The following is a 21647-nucleotide window of genomic DNA, read 5'->3' on the forward strand; positions in this document are numbered from 1 at the left end:
GGGCTTTTTCTTGCTCGCTGGTTACAATGGCGATCATTTTCTGAAGGGGCGCAGTGTGGCCAGGTGGGACATCTTCTGCAGCGTGGTGGACAACTACGGTGATATCGGCGTGACCTGGCGGCTGGCCCGGCAATTGGCGGCCGAGCAGGGGCATGCGGTGCGTCTGTGGGTCGACGAGCTGGATGCCTTCGTACGCTTGTGCCCGGAAGCCAGTGTTGATGCCGAATGTCAACGCTGGAGCGGTGTCGAGGTGCGCCGGTGGGCGGAGCCGTTCCCCCTGGTGGAGCCAGCTGAGGTGGTGATCGAGGCCTTCGCCTGTCAGTTGCCGCCTTCCTATGTTGCGGCGATGGCGGCCAGCGGTACGCGCCGTTTGTGGCTGAACCTGGAATATCTCAGTGCCGAGGATTGGGTCGCTGGTTGTCATGGCCTGCCATCGCCGCAGCCTGGAGGCCTGCAGAAATTCTTTTTCTTTCCTGGGTTCGTGGAGGGCACGGGCGGTTTGCTGCGCGAGGCCGACCTGCTGGAGCGGCGGCGCACCTTTCAAGCTGACGGGCAGGCGCAGCAGGCTTTCCTGCAGTCAATCGGCGTGGCACGTGAAGCGGGGGCGCGGCTGATATCGCTGTTCGCCTACGAGAACGCAGGTCTGGCGGGATGGCTGGATGCTCTGGCAGCCGATCCGCAGCCGACGCAACTGCTGGTGCCGCAGGGCAAGATTCTCGCTGACCTGCAGATCTGGCTTGGCGGGGAGCTACTGGCGCCGGGTGATCACGGCCTGCGCGGTAATCTGCTGATCCATGTGCTGCCCTTCGTTGCCCAGGATGACTACGATCGCCTGCTGTGGTGCTGCGACTTCAATGCGGTACGCGGTGAGGATTCCTTCGTCCGCGCGCAATGGGCGGGGCGGCCGTTGCTCTGGCACATCTACCCGCAGGAGGAGCGGGCGCACTGGGACAAGCTCGAGGCGTTTCTGGCGATTTATAACGCCGATCTGATGCCTGAAGCCGCTGCTGTTCAGGCGGAACTCTGGCGGGCATGGAATAGCGGTGAAGGGATGGAAACGGCCTGGGCTGCGCTTCTCAAGGCTTGGCCACTACTGCAGCGACATGCCGAGCAATGGTGCGATCAGCAGGCTGCATGGGCAGATCTTGCCACGGCGCTGGAACAGTTTTACCTAAATTGGCTATCATACGCGGCCTAGATTTCTGTACCTCCCGCATATTTCGGATATCCGCATGAAAACTGCACAAGAAATGAGAGTCAACAGCGTGGCCCTGATCGATGGCCAGCCGTGGCTGATCCAGAAGGCCGAGTTCACCAAGTCCGGTCGTAACAGCGCCATCGTCAAGATGAAGCTGAAGAACCTGCTCAACGGTTCCAAGACCGAGACCGTCTACAAAGCCGACGACAAGATGGAGCCGGTGATTCTCGAGCGCAAGGAAGTGAACCTGTCCTACATCAGCGGTGAGGACTATGTGTTCATGGACCCGGAGTACAACTCCTATGAGCTGCGTTCCGAAGATCTGGAAAGCGTTCTGCCGTTCATCGAAGAAGGCATGACCGACGTCTGCGAAGCCGTGTTCTTCGAAGGCAAGGTGATCTCCGTTGACCTGCCGACCACCATCGTGCGTCAGGTTGTCTACACCGAGAACGCTGCTCGTGGCGATACTTCCGGCAAGGTCATGAAGCCTGCCAAGCTGCGTAACGGTACCGAGATCAAGGTCGCCGAGTTCGTCGACATCGACGACTGGATCGAGATCGACACCCGTGACGGTTCCTACAAGGGCCGCACCCAGGCGCCAGCCTGAGCTTGAGCTGTACGAGAAACCCGGCCTAGGCGCCGGGTTTTTTATGGCCGTCACGCGTCTGTTTTCGTGGTGCACGCGGCGCAGCACCCTAGGGTCATGATCTTACTGCTGCGGGATGGCCAGGCTGGATTGCAGTGCCAGGTCCCAGGGCGGCGGAAAGCCGAAACGCTGCTTCAGGAAACTCAGCAGCAAGCGTGTGCGCGGACTGGCTTCGCGCTCCAGACGCAGGGCGTAGATGCTCACCGGCTCGATGGGCGGAAGGCCCTGTTCGCAGAACAGTGGGATCAGCTCGCCGCGTTGCAGGTGCTCACTGCTCATCCAGGTGGGCAGGTGGGCGATGCCAAGGCCGGCGAGGGCGCTGAACAGCAGGGTTTCGGCGTTGTTGCTGGTCTGTCGTAGGCGCTTGGGCTTGCACAGCTGCAGCTTGCCATCAACTTCGAAGCGCCAGGCATAGGGTGGCGCCAGGCTGTCCCAGTCGAGGCCGTCGTGTTGTTCCAGCTCCAGCGGGCTGCGTGGTATACCGCGTCGGCGCAGGTAGTCCGGGCTGGCGCAGACGATGCGAGTCATGGACGCCAGGGGCGTGGCCACCAGGCGACTATCCGGCAGCGGGCCGATACGCACGACGATATCCACCTCGCCCAAGTGCTCGCCCTGCAGGTCGATGAAGCTGTCGATCAGGCGCAGTTGCACGTCCAGGCCGGGGTTGGCGCGCAGGAACTCGGCAATCGCCGGAGCCAGGTGGCGCCTGCCGAAAGGCGAGGGGGCGTCGATACGGATCAGGCCTTCGGGTGCGCTGCTCAGTGAGACCGCTTCGGCGCGCGCCAGGTGCAGCTCGGCGAGGATGCGCCTGGCGCGCTCGGCGAACGCCAGGCCCGCCGGAGTAACGCGCACCGCGTGGGTCGTGCGGTTGAACAGGCTGCTGCCCATCGCGCGCTCCAGGGCGTCGATGCGCCGTGCTACTGCCGAAGGCGTGAGCGGATGGCGCCTGGCCGCAGCGGAGAAGCTGCCGGTTTCCAGTACATCGAGAAAGAGTTCCAGTTGGTCGGTCAGTGCATCGGGATTCATGGCAACCTGCTTGTGCGAGATAAGCAAAGCCATTGTGCGTTGCTGTGCGTTTCCGCGCTAGCCGCGGCTGATTAACATGCGCCCACTGTCTGGAGGTGTCATGAATCTGTTCGACCTGTTGCTGAATCTGTTGCTGGGCTTGGGTCTGGGAACATTGGGCGGCTTGTTCGGCATCGGTGGTGGGCTGATCGCCATTCCGGTGCTGGGCATTGTCTTCGGGCTGGATCAGCAGCTCGCTCAGGGGACTGCACTGGTCATGGTAGTGCCGAACGTGATGCTAGCGATCTGGCGTTACCATCAACGCAATCGCATCGATCTGCGCTATGCCCTGCTACTCGGCGTTACCAGCTTCTTCTGCGCCTGGCTGGCCTCGCTGTATGCGGTGGAGGTGGATTCGCGCACCATGCGCTGGGCCTTCGTCGGTTTTCTGCTGGCCCTGGCGGCCTACAACCTGCTGCGCATGCTGATGGCGCAGGCGCCGGCCAGTGGCGCGCTGCGTCATCACTGGGGCTGGTTTGGCGTGCTGGGCGGGGTGTCTGGTGCGATGGGCGGGCTGTTTGGCGTGGGCGGCGCGGTGGTGGCAACGCCGGTGCTGACCAGTGTGTTCGGCACCACCCAGGTGGTTGCGCAGGGGTTGTCGCTGTCGCTGGCGCTGCCCAGCACCGGGGTGACGCTGTTCACTTACGCGCTGCATGATCACGTCAACTGGTGGATGGGTGTGCCGTTGGCCGTGGGCGGCCTGCTCAGCATCAGCTGGGGCGTGCGCCTGGCGCATTCGCTGCCGGAGCGTCTGCTGCGCAGCCTGTTCTGCGGCTTCCTGCTGCTCTGTGCGCTGCTGCTCGCGCTGGAGTCGGGCGGCCGCCTATAGGCGAAAACCTTCGACGATATGCTCGGCCAGGCACTCGGTGACGGGTGACTGGCTGCTTTCGTTGCGCAGCAGCACGATGCTGGTCAGTGGCAGCAGAGGCAGGCCTTCGGCTTCACCGAGAGTGCGCAGATCCGGCGTGATCAGGCTTTGCAGCTGCGCAGTGACCGCGAGGCCCGCGCGCACCACGGCGAAAATCGCCGACAGGCTGGGGCTGGTGTAGGCGATGCGGTAGGGACGACTCATCGCATCCAGCGCGTTGCAGGCCCATTCGCGACAGAAACAGTCGGCGTTGAACATGGCCAGCGGCATGGGGTTCTGTTCATGCGGGTCGAAACCCTGCGCCACGGCCCAGGCGAAGCGCTCCTGGCGCAGAAGTTGGCCGATCTCCTTGCCGGGTTGGCGGGTGACGATGGTCAGGTCCAGATCCTGGCGCAGCAGCAATTGCCCGGAGGGTTCGCAATGCACTTCCACTTGCACCAGCGGATAGGCCTGGGCGAAGCGCGAGAGAATCTCCGGCAGAAAGCGCATCACGTAGTCGTCCGGTGTGCCGATGCGCACGGCGCCGACCATGTGCGGTTCGCGCAAGGTATTGAGCACCTCGCCATGCAGCTTGAGGATGCGCCGCGCGTAACCCAGCAGCACCTGGCCTTCGGGCGTCAGCCGCACCTGGCGGCCGTCGCGCTCGAACAACGGGCGCTGTACCACGTCTTCCTCTAACCGCTTCATTTGCATGCTAACGGCTGACTGGGTGCGATTGACCGTTTCTGCGGCGCGGGTGAAACCACCGGTGTCGGCGATGGCAACGAAGCTGCGCAGCAATTCGGTATCAATACTGGGGTGGAAGGCCATTCATCAATCCTCGAGATGGATTCCATAAGAAACATTCGTTGGATTGATCTTAAGCGCGACCTGACACTGACGCCAACCCCACAAGGAGGGCGAAAAGATGAAAGGTCAGAAAGGTTATGCGTTGGCTCAGGCCATCCACTTCGAACGTCTGCCATCACTGGTCGGTATGTGGCGTATGCTGCGGCGCTGGCGTCAACTGGCACGCGAACGGGGGCAACTGGCGCGGCTGGATGATGCTGCACTGAAGGATCTGGGGCTGTCCCGGGCCGATGCGTTGCAGGAGGCCGAACGGCCGTTCTGGGATGACCCGTTGAGAAAGTGAGTGGCGAATGACAGGAGTTGCTGAATGACCGCGGTACGCAAGGGCGCCGATTTTTTCCTGTTCCAACTGATGCTGCTGTTGTGCGCCATCTGGGGCAGCCAGCAGGTGGCGATCAAGCTGGCGGCGGACGATATCGCGCCCATGCTGCAGGTGGCGTTGCGCTCGGGTGTTGCCGCGCTGCTGGTCGGCCTGCTGTTGCTGTGGCAGCGCGGCTGGCGCGAGTGGGTCAGTGCGACCTGGTTGGCCGGGATCCTGGCCGGCGTATTGTTCGCGCTGGAGTTCTTTTTTATTGCGCTGGGCCTGCGCTACACCACGGCCTCGCACATGGCAGTGTTTCTTTACACGGCGCCGATTTTCTCGGCGCTTGGCCTGCATCTGCTGTTACCCAGCGAGCGCTTGCGTCGCCTGCAGTGGCTGGGCATTGCGCTGTGTTTCGGCGGCGTGGTGATGGCTTTCGGTGTGGGCGGCAACTGGGCCCAGATCGATCGCAGCATGCTGCTCGGCGATGCGCTGGGGCTGTGTGCCGGCATGGCCTGGGGCGCGACCACGGTCGTCGTGCGCGGTTCACGATTGTCCGAAGCACCGGCCGGGTTGACGTTGTTCTATCAACTGACGGTGGCGTTCGTGCTGCTGCTGACCTATGCGTTGGTGGTAGTCGACCTCTCCCAACTGCGCTGGACCCCGATTGCCATCGCCAGCATCCTGCTGCAGGGCGTGGTGGTGTCGTTCTTCACCTACCTGGCCTGGTTCTGGCTGCTGCGCCGCTACCTGGCCTCGAACATGGCGGTGTTCTCCTTCATGACCCCGCTTTTTGGCGTCACCTTCGGCGTGCTGGTGCTGGACGAGCCGTTGACCCTGAACTTCATCACTGGCGCAGCGCTGGTGCTGTCGGGCATCACCCTGGTCAGCAGTGAGGCCTGGTTGCGTCGCCGTCTGGCCGGCTGGCGTGGTTTGCCACAGCAACCCTGACGCAAGGAGGCTGGAAATTGTCTGCTTATCACCTGGCTCAACTGAACATCGCCTGGATGAAGGCGCCGCTGGAGTCGCCAGAGATGGCTGACTTCGTCGCCAATCTGGAGCGTATCAACGCGCTGGCCGAAGGCTCGCCTGGCTATGTCTGGCGTTTGCAGGACGAGGCGGGGGACGCGACGGCGATCCGTCCGTTCGGTGATGAGGTGTTGGTCAACATGTCGCTTTGGCAGAACGTGAAGTCGCTCAGCGATTACGTCTATAAATCGGCGCATACCGAGATGCTCAAGCGCCGCCGCGAATGGTTCGAACGTGTCGAACAGACGCACCAGGTGCTGTGGTGGGTGCCAGCCGGGCATCGGCCGAGCGTGGTCGAAGCCGCCGAGCGCCTGGCGCATCTGCGCGAGCATGGCGCGACAGCACAGGCCTTCACCTTTCGCCAAGCCTTCGCCGCGCCGGCCTGAACTCGTCGGCAGCCAAACTGCCTGATAGGCTGAGTCGCCATGACGCGCTCACTCTCTCTCGCTGAAGCCCGCCGCCTGGCCCTGGCTGCCCAGGGGTTCGGTCGTACGCCACGCGGCGCCATAGGCCGCAAGCACCTGCAGGCGCAGATCAAGCGCCTTGGTGTGTTGCAGATTGACTCGGTCAATGCCCTGGTGCGCTCGCACTACCTGCCAGCTTTTTCCCGTCTTGGTCATTACCAGGCCGAGCACCTCGATGAACTGGCCTGGGACCGGGCGCGGCGCAGGCGGCTGTTCGAATACTGGGGGCACGAAGCTTCGCTGATGCCACTCGAGCTCTATCCGCTGCTGCGCTGGCGAATGCGCCGAGCCGCGGATGGGCAGGGCATCTACAGTCAGCTGGCGAAGTTCGGTGTGGAGCGGCGCGATGCGATAGACAGCGTGCTGCAGGCCGTGCACGAGCGCGGTGCGCTGGGAGCCGGCAGCCTTTCCTCGCGTACCGAGAAAGCCGGCCCCTGGTGGGACTGGAGCGCGGAGAAGATGGCGCTGGAATGGCTGTTCGCCGCAGGTCTGGTCACTGTTGCTGGGCGCCGCGGCTTCGAACGGCTGTACGACCTGCCGGAGCGGGTCATTCCCGCGGATGTGCTGAATCACCCGGATCTGCATGAGGCCGAAGCGCAGCGCCGGCTGTTGCTGCGTTCTGCCGATGCCCTTGGCGTGGCGACCGAGCGCGATTTGCGCGACTACTACCGACTCGACGTCAGTGACAGCAAGCACCGTATCGCCGAACTGGTGGAGGCGGGCGAGCTGTTGCCCGTCGCGGTGCAGGGCTGGCGGCAGGTGGCCTACTGCCGGGGCGAGCCGCGCATTCCCCGGCGTGTTCGCCATAGCGCCTTGCTGTCGCCGTTCGATTCACTGATCTGGGAGCGTGAGCGCACCGAGCGGCTGTTCGGCTTTCGCTATCGCCTGGAGATCTACACCCCGCAGGCCAAGCGCGTGTATGGCTACTACGTGCTGCCGTTTCTGCATCACGAACGCCTGCTGGCGCGGGTGGACCTGCGCAGCGAGCGCGTGAACGGGCGCCTGGCGGTGCATGCCGTGCATCTGGAAGAGGCCGTGTTGAGCGAGGAAGCGCGCCTGGCGCTGGAAGACTCGCTGCGCGCGCTGGCGCACTGGCTGGGCCTGGATGAGGTCTGGCTGGCGCCGAGTGTCAGCCAGCGTGGGCTACTCGGTTAACCGCCGTTCTCCAGCAGCAACTTCAGTTCCTCGACGCGCTGGATATTCAGCTGCATTGGGCAGGTGTAGTACATCGGCGAACCGATGTGCTTGCCCTGCAGGTCGCACTGGCCGTTGCGGTAGCTCAGCCAGTCCCTTTGCGCGGTTTCCAGCTGTTCGGCGTCCTGTGGCGCGTCTTCCTGCAGCTTCAGGAACAACTGCTGGTAAACGCGGTTCATCTCCTTCTTCACCGTTTCCGATACGCCTTCGGCGCAGCCGGCGACGCTGGCGTTGTTGAGCACTCCGCTGGCATCCAGACAGGCCTGGTACTGCTGGTCGTAATCGGCCCAGGCACCGATTGGTAACAGCACAATGAGCGGCAGCAGGCCGCTGCGCAGTATCGGCATGGCAATCTCCCGGTGAGACAAGGGCTGCACTGGCAGCCCCTGAACTTGACCTTTACTTGGCTGCCAGGCGAGTGCGCATATTGGCGGCGCGGTCGCTGGAGCCCGGGTGCGAGTCGAACATGCTGCTTTCGCCGCCGCCCAGCTTGGCCAGCTTCTCGAACGCGGTGACCAGGCCATCGCGCGGGATGTTGCGCTGGGTCAGCAGGTCGAAGGAGAAGTTGTCGGCGGCATTCTCCTGGCTCTGCGAGAATTGGGCATTGACCAGTTGCTCACCCAGAGCACCGAGCTGCGAGGTGGACAGGGCAGCGAGGGTGCCGTTGCCTGAAGCGGCTGCTGCATTGCGCGCGGCGGTGGTGGCGTAGGCGGTCTGCATGGCCTTCTTGCTGTGGCCAAGGGCTACGTGGCCGATCTCGTGGCCGAGCACGCCTTCCACTTCGTTGTCGGTCATCAGGTCCATCAGGCCGCTGTAGACGCGCACGCAACCGTTGGCCATGGCCCAGGCGTTGACCTCATCGGCCTGATACACCTTGTAGGTGATCGGCGTGCCGTTGATCTGATGACCGAGATTGTTGGCGATCTTGTCCAGACGCTTGCTGTACGGACTGTTCGGACCGGCGATATTGGCTTCGGCATCCATTTCGGCACAGGCCTGGTCGGACATGCTGCGTACTTCGGCGTCGCTGAGGGTTGCGGCCTGCACGGCCATCAGGCCCGATTGCAGCATGGCGTCGGGGGACATGTTCTGGCAGCCAGTCAGCAATACAGCGCTGGACAGGGCGAAAGCGGAGAGGGTGGTGCGCAGTTGCATGGTTCATCGTCCTTGTTGGGGGTGTTGGCCGCGAGTCCTTTCCGGCTGGGTAGCGTCTTTGGCACCTGCACGGTGCTCGCGATGGAGCGACATTATGCCGGATAGCGCACAAAAAGAGTGCGAGCCGGTTCGCGCCCTGGCCAATGGCCAGGGCGCGGAGGATCAGCGGCGTACCTGCTTCAGCGTTTCGGCGATCATGAAGGCCAGCTCCAGGGACTGGTCAGCGTTCATGCGCGGGTCACAGTGGGTGTGGTAACGGTCGGACAGGCCGTCCTCGGTGATCGGGCGGGAACCGCCAATGCACTCGGTGACGTTCTGCCCGGTCATTTCGATATGGATGCCGCCGGCATAGGTGCCCTCGGCCTGATGCACGGCGAAGAACTGCCGGACTTCGCTGAGAATCTGCGCGAAATCGCGGGTCTTGTAGCCGCTGCTGGCCTTGATGGTGTTGCCGTGCATGGGGTCGGAACTCCACAGCACCTGGCGACCTTCTGCCTTGACCTTGCGCAGCAGACGCGGGAAGTGCGCTTCGACCTTGTCCGCGCCCATGCGCACGATCAGGTTGAGGCGACCGGGATCGTTGTCCGGGTTGAGGGTGTCGATCAGGCGAATCAGCTCGTCCGGGTCCATGCTCGGGCCGACCTTCACGCCGATGGGGTTCTCGATGCCGCGCATGAACTCGATGTGCGCGCCGTCCAGCTGGCGGGTGCGATCGCCGATCCACAGCATGTGTGCGGAGCAGTCGTACCAGCGGCCGGTGAGGCTGTCGCGACGCACAAAGGCTTCTTCGTAATTCAGCAGCAGCGCTTCGTGGGCGGTGAAAAAGCTGACTTCGCGCAGCTGCGGCGCGCTGTCCATGCCGACGGCGCGCATGAAGGCCAGGGTTTCGTCGATGCGATTGGCCAACTGGTGGTACTTCTCGGCCAGCGCCGAGTTGGCGATGAAATCGAGGTTCCACTGGTGCACCTGATGCACGTCGGCAAAACCGCCCTGAGCGAAGGCTCGCAGCAGGTTGAGGCTGGCGGTGGCCTGGTGGTAGGCCTGCAGCAGGCGCTCCGGGTCCGGTACGCGACTGGCGACGTCGAAACCGATGCCGTTGACGATGTCGCCGCGGTAAGCGGGCAGGGTGACGCCATCGATGGTTTCGCTGCCCGACGAGCGCGGCTTGGCGAACTGGCCGGCCATGCGCCCGACCTTGACCACCGGGCAGCCGGCGGCGAAGGTCATGACGATGGCCATCTGCAGCAGCACCTTGAAGGTGTCGCGGATCTTCGCGGCGGAAAACTCGGCGAAGCTCTCGGCGCAATCGCCGCCCTGCAACAGGAAGGCGCGGCCCTGGGTGACCTCGGCGAACTGGCGACGCAGCTCACGCGCCTCGCCGGCGAATACCAGTGGCGGGTAGCCGGCCAGGGTTTGCTCGACGCGGGTCAGGTGCGCGGCATCGGGGTATTCAGGCTGCTGCTGGATGGGCTTGGCCCTCCAGCTTTCGGGGCTCCAGGCGTTCGACATGCGGCGTCTCTAGCGGTTGATCAGGCGGAGACGCATGGTAACCGATAAGCCCCAGAGCTCGTACGTGTATCGGCGCTGCTGCGGCTCATGACGCAGCGGCTGGCTCGTGGGCGCACGCCGGCAGTTGTCGCGGCGATAGATCACGCGCCGGCAGGAAGTGTCCGTAGCGCTGTGCCTTGCCGAGATCGTCCGGGTATTCGAGGCCACGGCGATAGGCGATGCGGCCGTTGATCACCGTCAGTGCGACCGCTGCATCGTTGCGTTTGACCACCCGCACCAGGCCGAGCACCTCCATCGGTGCTTCGTGCAGCTCGTCCAGCGTTTCGTCTAGGCCTGCGGGATCGATCAGCACCAGGTCGGCACGATCGCCGACGCGCAGGTAGCCGGCATCGACGCCGATGAAGTCGGCCAGCTCGCCACTGCATCGGCGCACCGCCTTGCCCAGTTCCATGAAAGATTCGCCAGCCAGGTCGGCATCGCGCACGTACTTGAGAAAACGCAGCGGGAAGTTGTACTGGGCGATGGAGCGCAGGTGCGCGCCAGAGTCGGCGAAGCCAGGGTGGGTCCAGGGACTGGCCAGCAGCTTGCGCATGATCGCCTCGCGCTGGTTGCCGTAGCAGGTCGTCCACTTCAGCGCCTCGCGGTATTGGCAGGCCAACTCGAAGTAGGCGTCTACCGCATCCAGGCCGCGTGCCTGACCCAGTTGCTTGAAGTTCCTGCCGATCAGGCTGGCGTCCGGGCATTCGGTCACCCAGCAGTCGGAAAAGTCGCGGTGCCAGAGCCCCTTGGTCAGTACGGCCTTGACCTGCTTCTTGAACAGGGCGCGGAACGCCGGCTCTCTGACCTTGGCATAGAGCTCATCCGGGTCCTTGATGTTGCGCAGGATCTCGCCGGCACCGAATTCCTCGAAGGCATTCACGTTGAGCCCTTCCAGGCGCAGGGTGAAGGGCGCCGGCAGGGTCTGCCAGCGGAAGTGGCCGCGTAGCACCCGGTTCGCCAGCCAGCCGGAAAGGCGGGTGAAGCGGTGCAGCAGCGGCTGCGACTTGAGATCCAGCGCCGTCAGCATGGTGCATTTCAGCGGTTTCCTGAACCAGCCGTGGGCCTGCCAGAGGAAAGCGAATACGTTGACCTTGGTCACCGCATTCGGTGCGCCCTGCAGCACGGCGCCGCGCCGCCGAAGTACGGCGAACAGCCGGGAAAACTCCTTCCAGCTGGCGAAGGTCGACGGCAACGGGCTGGACCAGGCGCGGTCGCCGTCCATCTTGTCCAGTCGCGTGGTCATCACTGACAGGCCAATACACCCGGCGTCCAGCGCCTCTTCGAGCAACTGCTCCATGCGCGCGAGTTCGGCTTCGCTGGGCCTTACCCGGCTGGTGGCGCGCTCCAGCCCCATCACCGCCACGCGCAATTCCGAATGGCCGAGGAAGGAATTGACGTTCGGGCCCAGCGGCAACTGGTCGTAGAAGGCGCGATAGCCGGCGGCGTCGCGCCAGGTTTTCTTTTCCTTGAGGATTGGCAGCACGTAGTCTCGCGGTACCGCTTCGACGCGGGTGAACAGGTCGGAGCAGTCTTCGGCGTCGGCCAGCACCATGCTGATGGAGCAGGAGCCGATGGTTACGCTGGTGACACCATGGCGCACCGACTCCTTAAGCGCTGGTGCGGCGATCACCTCGGCATCGTAGTGCGAGTGGATCTCCAGAAAACCGGGGGTGAGCCACTGACCTTGCGCGTCGATCACCTCGGGGCAGCCGGTGCCGTCCAGCGGGCAGAGGCTGAGCACCTCGATCTTGCCGCCACGGATACCGACATGGCGGATTGCCCCCGGCGCGCCAGTGCCGTCGAAGTACAGGCCGTTGTTGATGATGATGTCGTAGCTCATGGCAGTCTCCAGGGCGCCAGCAGCAGGATGCCGGTGACCAACAGCAGGATGTAGATGGCGAGGCGGAAATGACGCTCCTCGAAGCGCCGGTGCAGGCGTTCGCCCAGCCACACACCGAGCAGCAGGAGCGGGGCGTAGGTGAGCACCTGGGGCAGCGCTGGCAGCAGGCGGCCGTCGAGCAGGAAAGCGAGGGTAAGCAGGCTGTTCAGGGTGAACCACACGCTGACCAGGGTGGCGCGCAGTCGCGCCTTGTCCAGCTGGGTGCCGGCCAGGCCGTAGACCAGCAGCGGGCCGCCCGAGGCGAACAGGCCGTGGCTGAGGCCGGCGGCCAGGGTAATGACGCGAGTCATCCAGACCGGGCGTTGCGGCAGCGCGCTCGCCCGGCGCAGGCGCCACAGTTCGCGCCCGGCGAACCAGACGATCAGCGCACCGAAGCCGAGCTTCAGCGCCTGGGTGTCCAGATAGGGCAGCAGCCAATAGCCGAGCAGCGTACCGATGAGCATGCCGGGCAGCAGGGTGCCGAACAGCAGACGGCGGTCTATCTGCCGCCAGTGGCGATACACCAGGTAGCCGGTCATGCAGATGTTCAGCGGCACCAGGATCGGCAGCACCTGATCGATGGGCAGCAGCAATGCGCCGAGCGACAGGGCGATGACCACGCTGCCGAAACCGGTGACGGCTTCCAGGGTATAGGCCAGCAGAATGAAGACGCCGAGGGCGTAGGGCGCCAGTGTCATCAGCTGATCTCCCCGGCGAAGCGCTGGCTCATCTTGCGGTGGTACAGCGCCGGCGCCAGACGCCAGAGCAGGCTCGCCAGCCAGCTGCCACGGTCGGGAAACAGGCGTTCGCGGCGCTGCTGCAGCGCATCGAGAATCAGACGCGCCATCCAGTCGGCGCTGCGAATCCTGCCAATGGTCGAGCGGGCGTGGCCGGCCGGTTTGCCGTCGCCACCCAGGGCATTGCGGTCGATGGGCGTATCGAGAAAGCTCGGATAGACCATCAGCAGGCCGATGCCGTCACGCACGATCTCGGCGCGGAGCACCTCGAAGGCCTGGCCCAGGGCACTCTTCGCAGCGCAGTATCCGGCGCGTCCGAGGACCGGCATCCAGCCGGCCATGGAACCGATGGCGACCACCTGGCCACGGCTTTCACGCAGCAGCGGCAGCGCGGCCAGGGTCAGCTCAAGTGGTGCGTGATAATCCACCGCCATGACCTTGCGAAACACCGCTGGATCCGTGCGCAGCGTCGGCGAACGATGGGTGATGCCAGCGTTGTTGATCAGCACGTCCAGTCGGCCGAAGCGCTGTCGGCAGCCATCGAGCAGACGCTCATGCAGCTCGGGTTCGGTGATGTCGCCGGCCAGGGCCATGACGCGTTCGCTGCCCAGTTCATTGGCGCGAGCCGCGAGACCATTGGCGTCGATATCGGTGAGCAGCAGTGCATCGCCACGTGCGTGACAGGCACGCGCCAGTTGCCAGCCGAGGCCACTGGCGGCGCCGCTGATCAGGACTACGCGCATCATCGCTCTCCTGTGCTGGGCAAGGGTGCCAGCAACGCGTCATCTGCAGGCGGTCTGCGTGACCACATCCAGGCCAGGCTCAGACCGGATATCAGGTGCCAGCAGCCCCAGAACGCAGCGATCAGCAACATGCCGCTGGCCTGTGGGAAGAAGGTGAAGATGATCACCAGGCCCAGCGCCGAGTTCTGGATGCCCACTTCCAGCGTCAGGGCACGGCGGTCGGCCACCGTCAGCCCGCTCAGGCGGGCGCTGAGGTAACCAATGCTCAGTGCCAGGGCGTTGTGCGCCACCACCAGCCAGAAGAACAGATGGAAATGTCGGGTGAACTGCTCGAGGTTGCGACTGAACGCCAGCGCCACGAAACCGAGCATTACCAGCAAGGCGAACAGACGCAGGGGCTTTTCCACGTTCAGCGTCAGTTGCGGGAAGCGCCGGCCGATCCACATGCCAGCCAGCAGAGGCAGGCCGAGTACCAGCAGCACGAGCAGCAACAAACTCAGCGGGTCCAGTTCGATCTGCGTCAGCAAGGGCCGCGTGTGGGGATTGAGCCAGGCGTACAGCGCAAAGTTGAGCGGTGTCAGCACGCTGGCGACGACGCTGGAAACGGCGGTCATGCTCACCGACAGCGCGACGTTGCCGCGCGCCATCCAGGTCATGATGTTGGAGAAGCTGCCGCCTGGGCAGGCAGCGATCAGGGTCATGCCCAGCGCCAGTTGCGGCTCGATGGCCAGGGCCCAGCAGGCCAGGCAGGTCAGCGCCGGCAGCAGCACGAATTGCGCCAGCATGCCAATCAGCGGCGCCTTGGGCGTGCGGGCGATACGCCGGAAGTCCTCGGCGCGCAGCTCCAGTGAAACGCCGAACATCATCAACGCGACGATCAGGTTGATCAGCACCAGGCTGCTGGGGTCGAAGGCGATATTGACCTGTTCCATGCTCATGCCCCCTGTGCAGCGAGTGCGCCGTCGCTGGCCAGCTCACGGCGCAGTGCGGCGCTGTGTTCGGCGATACGTCTGCGATAGCTGTCCTTGTGCACGTAATAGGCCATGCGCGCCAGTTGCAGGTAGCGAAAGCCACCGTCCAGGCGCTGGCTGGCCAGAGCGCGAATGGTCTGGCGCAGGGCCTGAGCTGCAGGGCTGCCAGCCTGCGACTGGCGGATATACAGCGCGACCAGCTCCGCCTGCTCGTCACGACCCTGCCAGCCCAGGCCGGAGGCCTCGACCATGCCGAGCATGAACAGGTCGTCGTGCTCGGGGTGGAAGACGTTGAGATACAGCTGTGGTGCACCGGCATCTTGCGGCCAGTTCAACTCGTCGCGGGCGATGAAGGGGTAGTCGAGCTTGTAGCCGGTGGCCATCAGGATCAGGTCGTACTCGGCGTGTTCGCCATTGGCAAAGGTCACGCTGTGCCCGCTCACCGCGGTGATGTCGCCGCGAGGGCGTATGTCGCCGTGGCCGATATGGTGCAGCACCAGCGAGTTCATCACCGGATGCGACTCGTACAGGCGGTAATCCGGGTCGGGCAGGCCGTACTGCGAAGGTTTGCCGACCAGGGCGCGTACCAGCAGACCGTCAACCAGCTGTTTGAGACGGCGCGGTAGCTTGATCACGCCGCCGAAGGTGTCGGTGGGTTTGCCGAGGATGAACTTGGGCAGGAAGTGATAGCCACGGCGCACCGAAAGGTCGACCGAGGCAGCGCGATGCACGGCATCGACGGCGATATCGCAGGCCGAGTTGCCGCAGCCGACCACCAGCACCCGTTTGCCGGCGAAGATATCCGCGCTCTTGTAGGCATTTGAATGCAGCAACTCACCGGAGAAATCACCGGGCAGACGCGGCAGGTTGGGCGTATGCAGGGTGCCATTGGCAATCAGTACGCCCTTGAAATGCCACTCGCGCTGCTCGCCGTTGCGCTCGCTGATCAGCTTCCAGCCCTGTGGCTCGCGCTGCACCCGCAGCACGCGGGTGTCGAACTGGTAATGCTCGTAGAGACGAAATTGCCTGGCGTAGTCGCGAAAGTAGCGGCGCATCTCGCTGTGGTGCGGGTAGGGCGCCACCTCGGCACGCATGGGGAATTCGCGAAACTCGGTGGTGCCCTTGGAGGAAATCAGGTGCGCCGAGTGGTACATGCTGCTGTGCGGGTTATCGATATCCCACAGGCCACCGACGTCGCTGTGCAGCTCGAAGCCGACGAAATCGATACCGTGCTTCTTCAATTGCCGGGCCGTGCACAGGCCCATGGGGCCGGCACCTATGATGGCGTACATGGCGAACCTCGTTATTGTTATGAGTAGCAGCGCAAGTGTTGGAATTATTGCGTGACCGAGGGCGGCTGCTTCAATGACAATCGGCGCCTTTAGCCCGGTTCTTGTGGTACGGGATGTCACTGTGGGAGAGGTATCGATGCCAGGGTTGCCGCCGAACGACGAGTTGCAGCAGCAGGAAGAGGTTCTGCTGGCCGAGGTGCGCGACGCCTTCGGGGTGATCCGTGTGGTGCAGATCGGCGCCTACCGCTTTCTCGAGTTTGGTGATGCGATCGAACAGAGCTGCGTGTTCCAGGGCGATCCCAGTTGGCTGGAATACGACTACACCCGCGCCATGCTGCTGGGCGCGCTGTGCCACGATGCGCCGGAAACGGCGCTGTTCCTGGGTCTTGGCGCCGGCAACCTGACCCAGGCTTGCCTGAAGTTCCTGCCGCTGGAGGACGTCGAGGCCATCGAGTTGCGCCCGGACGTACCGCGTCTGGCCATGGAGTTTCTCGGCCTGGACGATGATCCACGGCTGACCATTCGCATCGGCGATGCCACCGAGTTGCTCGACACTGCGGAAACCGCCGACCTGATCTTTCTCGATCTGTACACCGACCAGGGGCCGGGCGTCGGGCATCTGGCCTGGCGGTTTCTCGAGCGCTGCCGCGAAAAACTCAACCCGGGCGGCTGGCTGATCATCAACCAATGGGCAGGCAATGACGGCAAGCCGCTGGGCGCGGCACTGCTGCGCGGCCTCTATCACCGGCACTATTGGGAGTGCCCGGTGAAGGAGGGCAACGTGGTGCTGCTGATCCCCGCCGAACTCGAACAGCGCTTGAACATGGGGCGCCTGCAGATGCGTGCGGGCGAGCTGGCGCCGCGCCTGGGGTACTCGCTACAACCGCTGATCGAAGCGCTGCGCCCGGCCACTTGATGCGCCGTTGAGCGGTTGGATGCGTGCCAATCGATAAAAACCAGCACCCGAGTCAGGATTTTCCGGTATAGTTCGCGCCGGCCAATTTTCTGGCCACGTTCAGGTAGTGCAACTCGCCCGGGAAATTAACACCCGGCAGCCAGTCCCCCGCGGACTATCCTTGACGATTCACTTTCATCACGTTTTCGCAAATCCCCGCCGACCAGGCTGCCAGGGTGACCCACAAGGTCTTACACGGCATGCGCAGCTTTGGAACATGGGTCTTTGCGGATGCACTTGAGGCAGACCCATGACCCAGGAAATCGGCGGCTTCGCCGCGCTCGGACTTCACTCCAATATTCTCGCCGCTCTGACCGCTGTTGGTTACGAAGAGCCGTCTCCGATCCAGTCGCAAGCCATTCCGGTGATCCTCGCCGGCCAGGACATGATCGGCCAGGCCCAGACCGGTACCGGCAAGACCGCAGCCTTCGCGTTGCCGATCCTGTCGAAAATCGACCCGACCAAGCGCGAGCCACAGGCACTGATTCTGGCGCCGACCCGCGAGCTGGCCCTGCAGGTCGCTACCGCCTTCGAAACCTATTCCAAGCAGATGCCTGGCCTCAATGTGGTCGCCGTCTACGGCGGTGCGCCCATGGGCCCACAGCTCAAGGCCATTCGCCAGGGCGCTCAGGTCATCGTCGCCACGCCTGGTCGCCTGGTCGACCACCTGCGTCGCGACGAGAAAGTACTGTCGACCATCCAGTACCTGGTACTCGACGAAGCCGACGAAATGCTCAAGCTGGGCTTCATGGATGACCTCGAAGTGATCTTCGAAGCCATGCCGGAAAGCCGCCAGAGCGTGCTGTTCTCCGCCACGCTGCCGCACTCGATTCGCGCCATTGCCGAGAAGCACCTGCGTGAGCCGCAACACATCAAGATCGCTGCCAAGACTCAAACCGTCTCGCGCATCGAGCAGGCGCATCTGATGATCCACGCCGACCAGAAGACCAACGCCGTGTTGCGTCTGCTGGAAGTCGAGGATTTCGACGCGCTGATCGCCTTCGTGCGTACCAAACAAGCCACCCTGGATCTTGCCAGTGCCCTGGAAGCCAAAGGCTACAAGGCCGCTGCGCTGAACGGTGACATCGCCCAGAACCAGCGCGAGCGCGTCATCGAATCGCTCAAGGATGGCCGTCTGGACATCGTTGTGGCGACCGACGTGGCTGCTCGTGGTATCGACGTACCGCGCATCACCCACGTATTCAACGTCGATATGCCGTACGATCCAGAGTCCTACGTACACCGTATCGGTCGTACCGGTCGCGCCGGTCGTGATGGCCGTGCGCTGCTGCTGGTGACGCCGCGTGAGCGTCGCATGCTGCAGGTGATCGAGCGCGTCACCGGGCAGAAGGTCGGTGAGGTCAAACTGCCGAACGCCCAGCAGGTGCTCGATGCCCGCATCAAGAAACTGACCAACAGCCTGGCTCCGCTGGTGGCCGATGCCGAAGCCAGCCATGGCGATCTGCTCGACCGTCTGACCGCCGATATCGGCTGCAGCCCGCGCGCCCTGGCCGCTGCGCTGTTGAAAAAGGCCACCAACGGCCAGGCCCTGGACCTGGCCACTGTCGAGCGCGAGCAGCCACTGGTGCCGGGCGCTGGCGGTGCTCCGCGTGAGCGTCGCGAGCGTGACGGCGATCGTGGTGCTGATCGCGGCGGTGAGCGCGGCGAATATCGCGAGCGCCGTGCGCCGCTGCCGCTGACCGAAGGTCGCGTGCGTTGCCGCACTGCGCTGGGTACTCGCGATGGTGTCGCTGCGAAGAACCTGCTCGGCGCCATCCTCAATGAGGGTGGCCTGGCTCGCGAAGCCATCGGTCGTATCCAGATCCGCGAAACCTTCAGCCTGGTCGAGTTGCCGGAAGACGGTCTGGATCGTCTGCTGGGCAAACTGAAGGACACCCGCGTGGCCGGCAAGGCACTGAAGCTGCGTCGCTACCGCGAGGATTGATCCGCCAGGCCTTGTGCCTCGCTTCAGGATCAGCAAAACGCCGCGCCCCTTTCAAGGGCGCGGCGTTTTTGTTCATGCGCTGCCTACTCAGCGGGTTTCGCCGAGATTGGCCTTGAGCGCCAGTCGGTCGAACACTTCGGGCGTCAATGCTGCTTCACCGGTCTCGTCGAGCACTGCACGTGGTCGCTCACTGCCGGGGATGCTGCTGTCGAGCATGCTCAGCAGCTGCGCGCCGCGAGCGGTGAGCACGAAGTTTTCACCGTTGCCACCTTCGTCTTCCGGGCGCGGCTCGATGAAGCCATTCTTCAGCAGGCGCGCTTCGTAGCGTGTGGCCTCGGCGCGCAGATGATCGAGATTGTCCACGGGGTCGCCGGCACTCTCATGTTCATCGGCCAGGTCTTCGGCGTAGCGACGCGGGGCGAAGGGTTTGCCAGCGGAGTTCTGTGCCTCGTGCAGCAGGCGCTCGATCAGGTCCCAGTCGTGCTTCATGGTGGTCTCTCCCTGTGCGATGGGCTTATGAGGTCCGACTTCAGCTACGCGCTACGGTTCGACCTGAATTGCGCGAGCGGAGTACACAAAGCAAAACGCCCCGAATCAGTCGGGGCGTTTTGGGCGGTTCAGCGGCCTTGATCAGGCGCGACGACGGAACAGCGGTTGCGGCTGATCGGCCGAGGCCTGGTAAACCTCGCTGTAGTCCTCGAAGGCTTTCAGCGCATCGTACGGATCCTTGTCCGCGCGCACGGCGAAGGCATCGAAACCGACGCGCTTGAGAGCGAACAGCTGGTCGCGCAGCACGTCGCCAATGGCACGTACTTCGCCCTCGTAGCCATAGCGGGTGCGCAACAGGTAGGCGGTGGAGGAGTGGCGGCCATCGGTGAAGGCCGGGAACTCCAGGGCGATGACCTGGAAATGCGCCAGGTCATCGGCGACCTCCTCGATCTCGTCACCGGCTTCCAGCCATACGCCGAGGCCGCCGTCACGGGCCTTGAGGGCGTGCGCATGCTCGCGCCACAGGGCCAGCGGGACGATGATGTCGTCGCAGTTGGGGATGACGTCCAGGGTTACGTCCTTGGCCAGCAGGTGCCAGGTCTCGTCGACCACCTGACCGTTCTTAATGATTCGCTGCATAGACGCGCTCCTTGAACGGGTCGATACCGACGCGACGGTAGGTATCGAGGAAGCTCTCTTCTTCGGTGCGTTGCTCGACGTAGACCTTGATGATCTTGTCGATCACATCGGCCATGTCCGCTTCGGCGAAGGATGGGCCGAGGATCTGCGCCAGGCTGGCGTCACGGCCGGCGCTGCCGCCGAGCGATACCTGATAGAACTCCTGGCCTTTCTTGTCGACACCAAGAATGCCGATATGGCCGACGTGGTGGTGACCACAGGCGTTCATGCAGCCGGAGATGTTCAGGTCGATATTGCCGATGTCGAACAGGTAGTCGAGATCGTCGAAGCGACGCTGAATGGCTTCGGCAATGGGGATCGACTTGGCGTTGGCCAGCGAGCAGAAGTCGCCGCCCGGGCAGCAGATGATGTCGGTCAGCAGGCCGATGTTCGGCGTGGCGAAGCCTTGCTCACGCAGCTCGCCCCACAGGGCCAGTAGCTGACGCTGCTCGACGTCGGCGAGGATGATGTTCTGGTTATGGCTGTTGCGCACTTCACCGAAGGAATAACGATCGGCCAGGTCGGCGATGGCGTCGAGTTGCTTGTCGGTGACGTCGCCCGGCGCCACGCCGGTGGGCTTGAGCGACAGGGTCACGGCCACGTAGCCAGGCTTCTTGTGAGCGAAGGTGTTGCGCTCGCGCCAGCGGGCGAAGCCGGGATGTTCGGCGTTCTGCTGGGCGAGCAGGGCGTCTTCGTCCTGCAGGGGCAGATAGGCCGGATCGACGAAGTGCGCGGCAACGCGGGCGACTTCGGCTTCGGTCAGGGTGCTCGGGCCATCCTTGAGGTGCGCCCACTCGGCGTCCACCCGCTGGGCGAACACCTCGGGAGTCAGTGCCTTGACCAGAATCTTGATGCGCGCCTTGTACTTGTTGTCGCGACGGCCATAGCGGTTGTACACGCGCAGGATGGCGTCGAGATAAGTGATCAGGTGCTGCCACGGCAGGAATTCGTTGATGAAGCTGCCGACGATCGGGGTACGGCCCAGACCGCCACCGACGGAAACGCGGAAGCCCAGCTCGCCGGCTTCGTTCTTCACCGCTTCCAGGCCGATGTCATGCACTTCGATGGCGGCACGGTCGCCCACGGCACCGTTGACGGCGATCTTGAACTTGCGCGGCAGGTGCGAGAATTCGGGGTGGAAGGTCGACCACTGACGGATGATTTCGCACCAGGGGCGCGGATCGACGATCTCGTCCTTGGCCACGCCGGCAAACTGGTCGGTGGTGGTGTTGCGGATGCAGTTGCCGCTGGTCTGGATGGCGTGCATCTGCACGGTGGCCAGCTCGGCAAGAATCTCCGGCACGTCTTCGAGCTCCGGCCAGTTGTACTGGACGTTCTGCCGGGTGCTGATATGGGCATAACCCTTGTCGTAGTCGCGGGCGATGCGCGCGAGTACGCGAACCTGGGCGGACGACAGCAGGCCGTAAGGCACGGCGACGCGCAGCATGGGCGCGTAACGCTGGATATACAGACCGTTCTGCAGGCGCAGCGGACGGAATTCCTCGCCGCTCAGCTCTCCGGCGAGGTAGCGGCGGGTTTGATCGCGGAACTGCTTGACGCGATCCTCGACGATCTTTTGATCGTACTGGTCATATACGTACATGAAGGGTCCTGTTTTCAGGCTACTTACTGCCAATCAGC

General features: G+C 63.8%; 22 protein-coding genes. 9 read left to right on the forward strand and 13 right to left on the reverse strand.

Annotated elements, in window-relative coordinates:
* Positions 1 to 55: 55 nt before the first annotated feature.
* Both earP and efp read left to right on the forward strand, forming a co-directional pair.
* Positions 56 to 1198, forward strand: a complete 1143-nt coding sequence (gene earP / locus H3221_RS23635; RefSeq protein ID WP_196476188.1) for an elongation factor P maturation arginine rhamnosyltransferase EarP — start codon at positions 56 to 58, stop codon at positions 1196 to 1198.
* A 34-nt stretch (positions 1199 to 1232) separates the two neighbouring features.
* Entirely contained in the window at positions 1233 to 1805 is a 573-nt protein-coding gene (gene efp / locus H3221_RS23640; RefSeq protein ID WP_074914953.1) for an elongation factor P, read from the forward strand.
* A gap of 102 nt (positions 1806 to 1907) precedes the next feature.
* Here the strand turns inward: efp and H3221_RS23645 are convergent, their stop codons facing one another.
* Positions 1908 to 2870, reverse strand: a complete 963-nt coding sequence (locus H3221_RS23645) for a LysR family transcriptional regulator (protein WP_196476148.1) — start codon at positions 2868 to 2870, stop codon at positions 1908 to 1910.
* Positions 2871 to 2970: 100 nt separating this feature from the next.
* Between H3221_RS23645 and H3221_RS23650 the strand changes: the two genes are divergently transcribed.
* The gene (locus H3221_RS23650; protein ID WP_196476147.1) at positions 2971 to 3738 is read left to right on the forward strand and encodes a sulfite exporter TauE/SafE family protein; all 768 of its coding nucleotides are present in this window, start codon (positions 2971 to 2973) and stop codon (positions 3736 to 3738) included.
* On the opposite strand, the gene H3221_RS23655 is transcribed toward H3221_RS23650, so the two are convergent.
* Positions 3733 to 4587, reverse strand: a complete 855-nt coding sequence (locus H3221_RS23655) for a LysR family transcriptional regulator (protein WP_196476146.1) — start codon at positions 4585 to 4587, stop codon at positions 3733 to 3735. The genes H3221_RS23650 and H3221_RS23655 overlap by 6 nt on opposite strands.
* Before the next feature lie 97 nt (positions 4588 to 4684).
* Here H3221_RS23655 and H3221_RS23660 point away from each other — a divergent pair, with 97 nt between their 5' ends.
* The 4 genes from H3221_RS23660 to H3221_RS23675 are packed head-to-tail and all read left to right on the forward strand — an operon-like array spanning position 4685 to position 7575.
* Positions 4685 to 4909 (forward strand): DUF1127 domain-containing protein, encoded by a 225-nt coding sequence (locus H3221_RS23660; protein WP_196476145.1) that lies wholly within the window; start codon positions 4685 to 4687, stop codon positions 4907 to 4909.
* Positions 4910 to 4933: 24 nt separating this feature from the next.
* Entirely contained in the window at positions 4934 to 5878 is a 945-nt protein-coding gene (locus tag H3221_RS23665) for a DMT family transporter (protein WP_196476144.1), read from the forward strand.
* A gap of 17 nt (positions 5879 to 5895) precedes the next feature.
* On the forward strand, positions 5896 to 6342 hold the full coding sequence (locus H3221_RS23670; protein WP_196476143.1) for a DUF3291 domain-containing protein: 447 nt from the start codon (positions 5896 to 5898) through the stop codon (positions 6340 to 6342).
* Positions 6343 to 6381: 39 nt separating this feature from the next.
* Positions 6382 to 7575 (forward strand): winged helix-turn-helix domain-containing protein, encoded by a 1194-nt coding sequence (locus H3221_RS23675; RefSeq protein ID WP_196476142.1) that lies wholly within the window; start codon positions 6382 to 6384, stop codon positions 7573 to 7575.
* Here the strand turns inward: H3221_RS23675 and H3221_RS23680 are convergent.
* From H3221_RS23680 to H3221_RS23715, 8 genes are all read right to left on the reverse strand, one after another.
* Positions 7572 to 7961, reverse strand: coding sequence for a lysozyme inhibitor LprI family protein (locus tag H3221_RS23680; RefSeq protein ID WP_196476141.1), 390 nt, complete (start codon positions 7959 to 7961; stop codon positions 7572 to 7574). The genes H3221_RS23675 and H3221_RS23680 overlap by 4 nt on opposite strands.
* Positions 7962 to 8013: 52 nt before the next feature.
* The gene (gene loiP, locus H3221_RS23685; protein ID WP_196476140.1) at positions 8014 to 8769 is read right to left on the reverse strand and encodes a metalloprotease LoiP; all 756 of its coding nucleotides are present in this window, start codon (positions 8767 to 8769) and stop codon (positions 8014 to 8016) included.
* Positions 8770 to 8931: 162 nt separating this feature from the next.
* Entirely contained in the window at positions 8932 to 10278 is a 1347-nt protein-coding gene (locus tag H3221_RS23690; protein ID WP_196476139.1) for a class II 3-deoxy-7-phosphoheptulonate synthase, read from the reverse strand.
* An 85-nt stretch (positions 10279 to 10363) separates the two neighbouring features.
* Entirely contained in the window at positions 10364 to 12157 is a 1794-nt protein-coding gene (locus H3221_RS23695; RefSeq protein ID WP_196476138.1) for an N-acyl-D-amino-acid deacylase family protein, read from the reverse strand.
* Positions 12154 to 12894, reverse strand: coding sequence for a sulfite exporter TauE/SafE family protein (locus H3221_RS23700; protein ID WP_196476137.1), 741 nt, complete (start codon positions 12892 to 12894; stop codon positions 12154 to 12156). The genes H3221_RS23695 and H3221_RS23700 overlap by 4 nt, the downstream gene beginning before the upstream one ends.
* On the reverse strand, positions 12894 to 13676 hold the full coding sequence (locus H3221_RS23705; RefSeq protein ID WP_196476136.1) for an SDR family NAD(P)-dependent oxidoreductase: 783 nt from the start codon (positions 13674 to 13676) through the stop codon (positions 12894 to 12896). Before H3221_RS23705 ends, H3221_RS23700 begins: the two co-directional genes overlap by 1 nt.
* A complete protein-coding gene (locus tag H3221_RS23710) occupies positions 13676 to 14614 on the reverse strand; it encodes a bile acid:sodium symporter family protein (protein ID WP_196476135.1) in 939 nt (312 codons plus the stop codon). The genes H3221_RS23705 and H3221_RS23710 overlap by 1 nt, the downstream gene beginning before the upstream one ends.
* Positions 14611 to 15939 (reverse strand): flavin-containing monooxygenase, encoded by a 1329-nt coding sequence (locus H3221_RS23715; protein ID WP_196476134.1) that lies wholly within the window; start codon positions 15937 to 15939, stop codon positions 14611 to 14613. The genes H3221_RS23710 and H3221_RS23715 overlap by 4 nt, the downstream gene beginning before the upstream one ends.
* 136 nt (positions 15940 to 16075) lie before the next feature.
* On the opposite strand from H3221_RS23715, the gene H3221_RS23720 reads away from it, so the two are divergent.
* Entirely contained in the window at positions 16076 to 16855 is a 780-nt protein-coding gene (locus H3221_RS23720; RefSeq protein ID WP_196476133.1) for a spermidine synthase, read from the forward strand.
* 289 nt (positions 16856 to 17144) lie between these two features.
* Entirely contained in the window at positions 17145 to 18839 is a 1695-nt protein-coding gene (locus H3221_RS23725) for a DEAD/DEAH box helicase (protein WP_196476132.1), read from the forward strand.
* Positions 18840 to 18926: 87 nt separating this feature from the next.
* On the opposite strand, the gene H3221_RS23730 is transcribed toward H3221_RS23725, so the two are convergent.
* The 3 genes from H3221_RS23730 to H3221_RS23740 all read right to left on the reverse strand — a co-directional run bounded on the left by H3221_RS23730 (position 18927) and on the right by H3221_RS23740 (position 21609).
* Positions 18927 to 19328 (reverse strand): transcriptional regulator, encoded by a 402-nt coding sequence (locus tag H3221_RS23730; protein ID WP_196476131.1) that lies wholly within the window; start codon positions 19326 to 19328, stop codon positions 18927 to 18929.
* Positions 19329 to 19469: 141 nt separating this feature from the next.
* On the reverse strand, positions 19470 to 19967 hold the full coding sequence (locus H3221_RS23735; RefSeq protein WP_196476130.1) for a DUF934 domain-containing protein: 498 nt from the start codon (positions 19965 to 19967) through the stop codon (positions 19470 to 19472).
* Positions 19951 to 21609 carry a nitrite/sulfite reductase gene (locus H3221_RS23740; protein WP_196476129.1) on the reverse strand — a complete coding sequence of 553 codons (1659 nt, stop codon included), beginning with the start codon at positions 21607 to 21609 and terminating at the stop codon, positions 19951 to 19953. The genes H3221_RS23735 and H3221_RS23740 overlap by 17 nt, the downstream gene beginning before the upstream one ends.
* Positions 21610 to 21647: the final 38 nt, after the last annotated feature.

Source organism: Pseudomonas chaetocerotis, assembly GCF_015712105.2.
GTDB classification, from domain to species: Bacteria; Pseudomonadota; Gammaproteobacteria; order Pseudomonadales; family Pseudomonadaceae; genus Aquipseudomonas; species Aquipseudomonas chaetocerotis.

Coding starts and splice junctions, on each gene's coding strand:
- H3221_RS23735 (WP_196476130.1), bottom strand. CDS start 19,967: ATGCAGCGAATCATTAAGAACGGTCAGGTGGTCGACGAGACCTGGCAC.
- H3221_RS23690 (WP_196476139.1), bottom strand. CDS start 10,278: ATGTCGAACGCCTGGAGCCCCGAAAGCTGGAGGGCCAAGCCCATCCAG.
- H3221_RS23675 (WP_196476142.1), top strand. CDS start 6,382: ATGACGCGCTCACTCTCTCTCGCTGAAGCCCGCCGCCTGGCCCTGGCT.
- H3221_RS23665 (WP_196476144.1), top strand. CDS start 4,934: ATGACCGCGGTACGCAAGGGCGCCGATTTTTTCCTGTTCCAACTGATG.
- H3221_RS23715 (WP_196476134.1), bottom strand. CDS start 15,939: ATGTACGCCATCATAGGTGCCGGCCCCATGGGCCTGTGCACGGCCCGG.
- H3221_RS23680 (WP_196476141.1), bottom strand. CDS start 7,961: ATGCCGATACTGCGCAGCGGCCTGCTGCCGCTCATTGTGCTGTTACCA.
- H3221_RS23695 (WP_196476138.1), bottom strand. CDS start 12,157: ATGAGCTACGACATCATCATCAACAACGGCCTGTACTTCGACGGCACT.
- H3221_RS23725 (WP_196476132.1), top strand. CDS start 17,145: ATGACCCAGGAAATCGGCGGCTTCGCCGCGCTCGGACTTCACTCCAAT.
- H3221_RS23660 (WP_196476145.1), top strand. CDS start 4,685: ATGAAAGGTCAGAAAGGTTATGCGTTGGCTCAGGCCATCCACTTCGAA.
- H3221_RS23645 (WP_196476148.1), bottom strand. CDS start 2,870: ATGAATCCCGATGCACTGACCGACCAACTGGAACTCTTTCTCGATGTA.
- loiP (WP_196476140.1), bottom strand. CDS start 8,769: ATGCAACTGCGCACCACCCTCTCCGCTTTCGCCCTGTCCAGCGCTGTA.
- H3221_RS23730 (WP_196476131.1), bottom strand. CDS start 19,328: ATGAAGCACGACTGGGACCTGATCGAGCGCCTGCTGCACGAGGCACAG.
- H3221_RS23710 (WP_196476135.1), bottom strand. CDS start 14,614: ATGAGCATGGAACAGGTCAATATCGCCTTCGACCCCAGCAGCCTGGTG.
- H3221_RS23720 (WP_196476133.1), top strand. CDS start 16,076: ATGCCAGGGTTGCCGCCGAACGACGAGTTGCAGCAGCAGGAAGAGGTT.
- efp (WP_074914953.1), top strand. CDS start 1,233: ATGAAAACTGCACAAGAAATGAGAGTCAACAGCGTGGCCCTGATCGAT.
- H3221_RS23740 (WP_196476129.1), bottom strand. CDS start 21,609: ATGTACGTATATGACCAGTACGATCAAAAGATCGTCGAGGATCGCGTC.
- H3221_RS23650 (WP_196476147.1), top strand. CDS start 2,971: ATGAATCTGTTCGACCTGTTGCTGAATCTGTTGCTGGGCTTGGGTCTG.
- H3221_RS23655 (WP_196476146.1), bottom strand. CDS start 4,587: ATGGCCTTCCACCCCAGTATTGATACCGAATTGCTGCGCAGCTTCGTT.
- H3221_RS23705 (WP_196476136.1), bottom strand. CDS start 13,676: ATGCGCGTAGTCCTGATCAGCGGCGCCGCCAGTGGCCTCGGCTGGCAA.
- H3221_RS23700 (WP_196476137.1), bottom strand. CDS start 12,894: ATGACACTGGCGCCCTACGCCCTCGGCGTCTTCATTCTGCTGGCCTAT.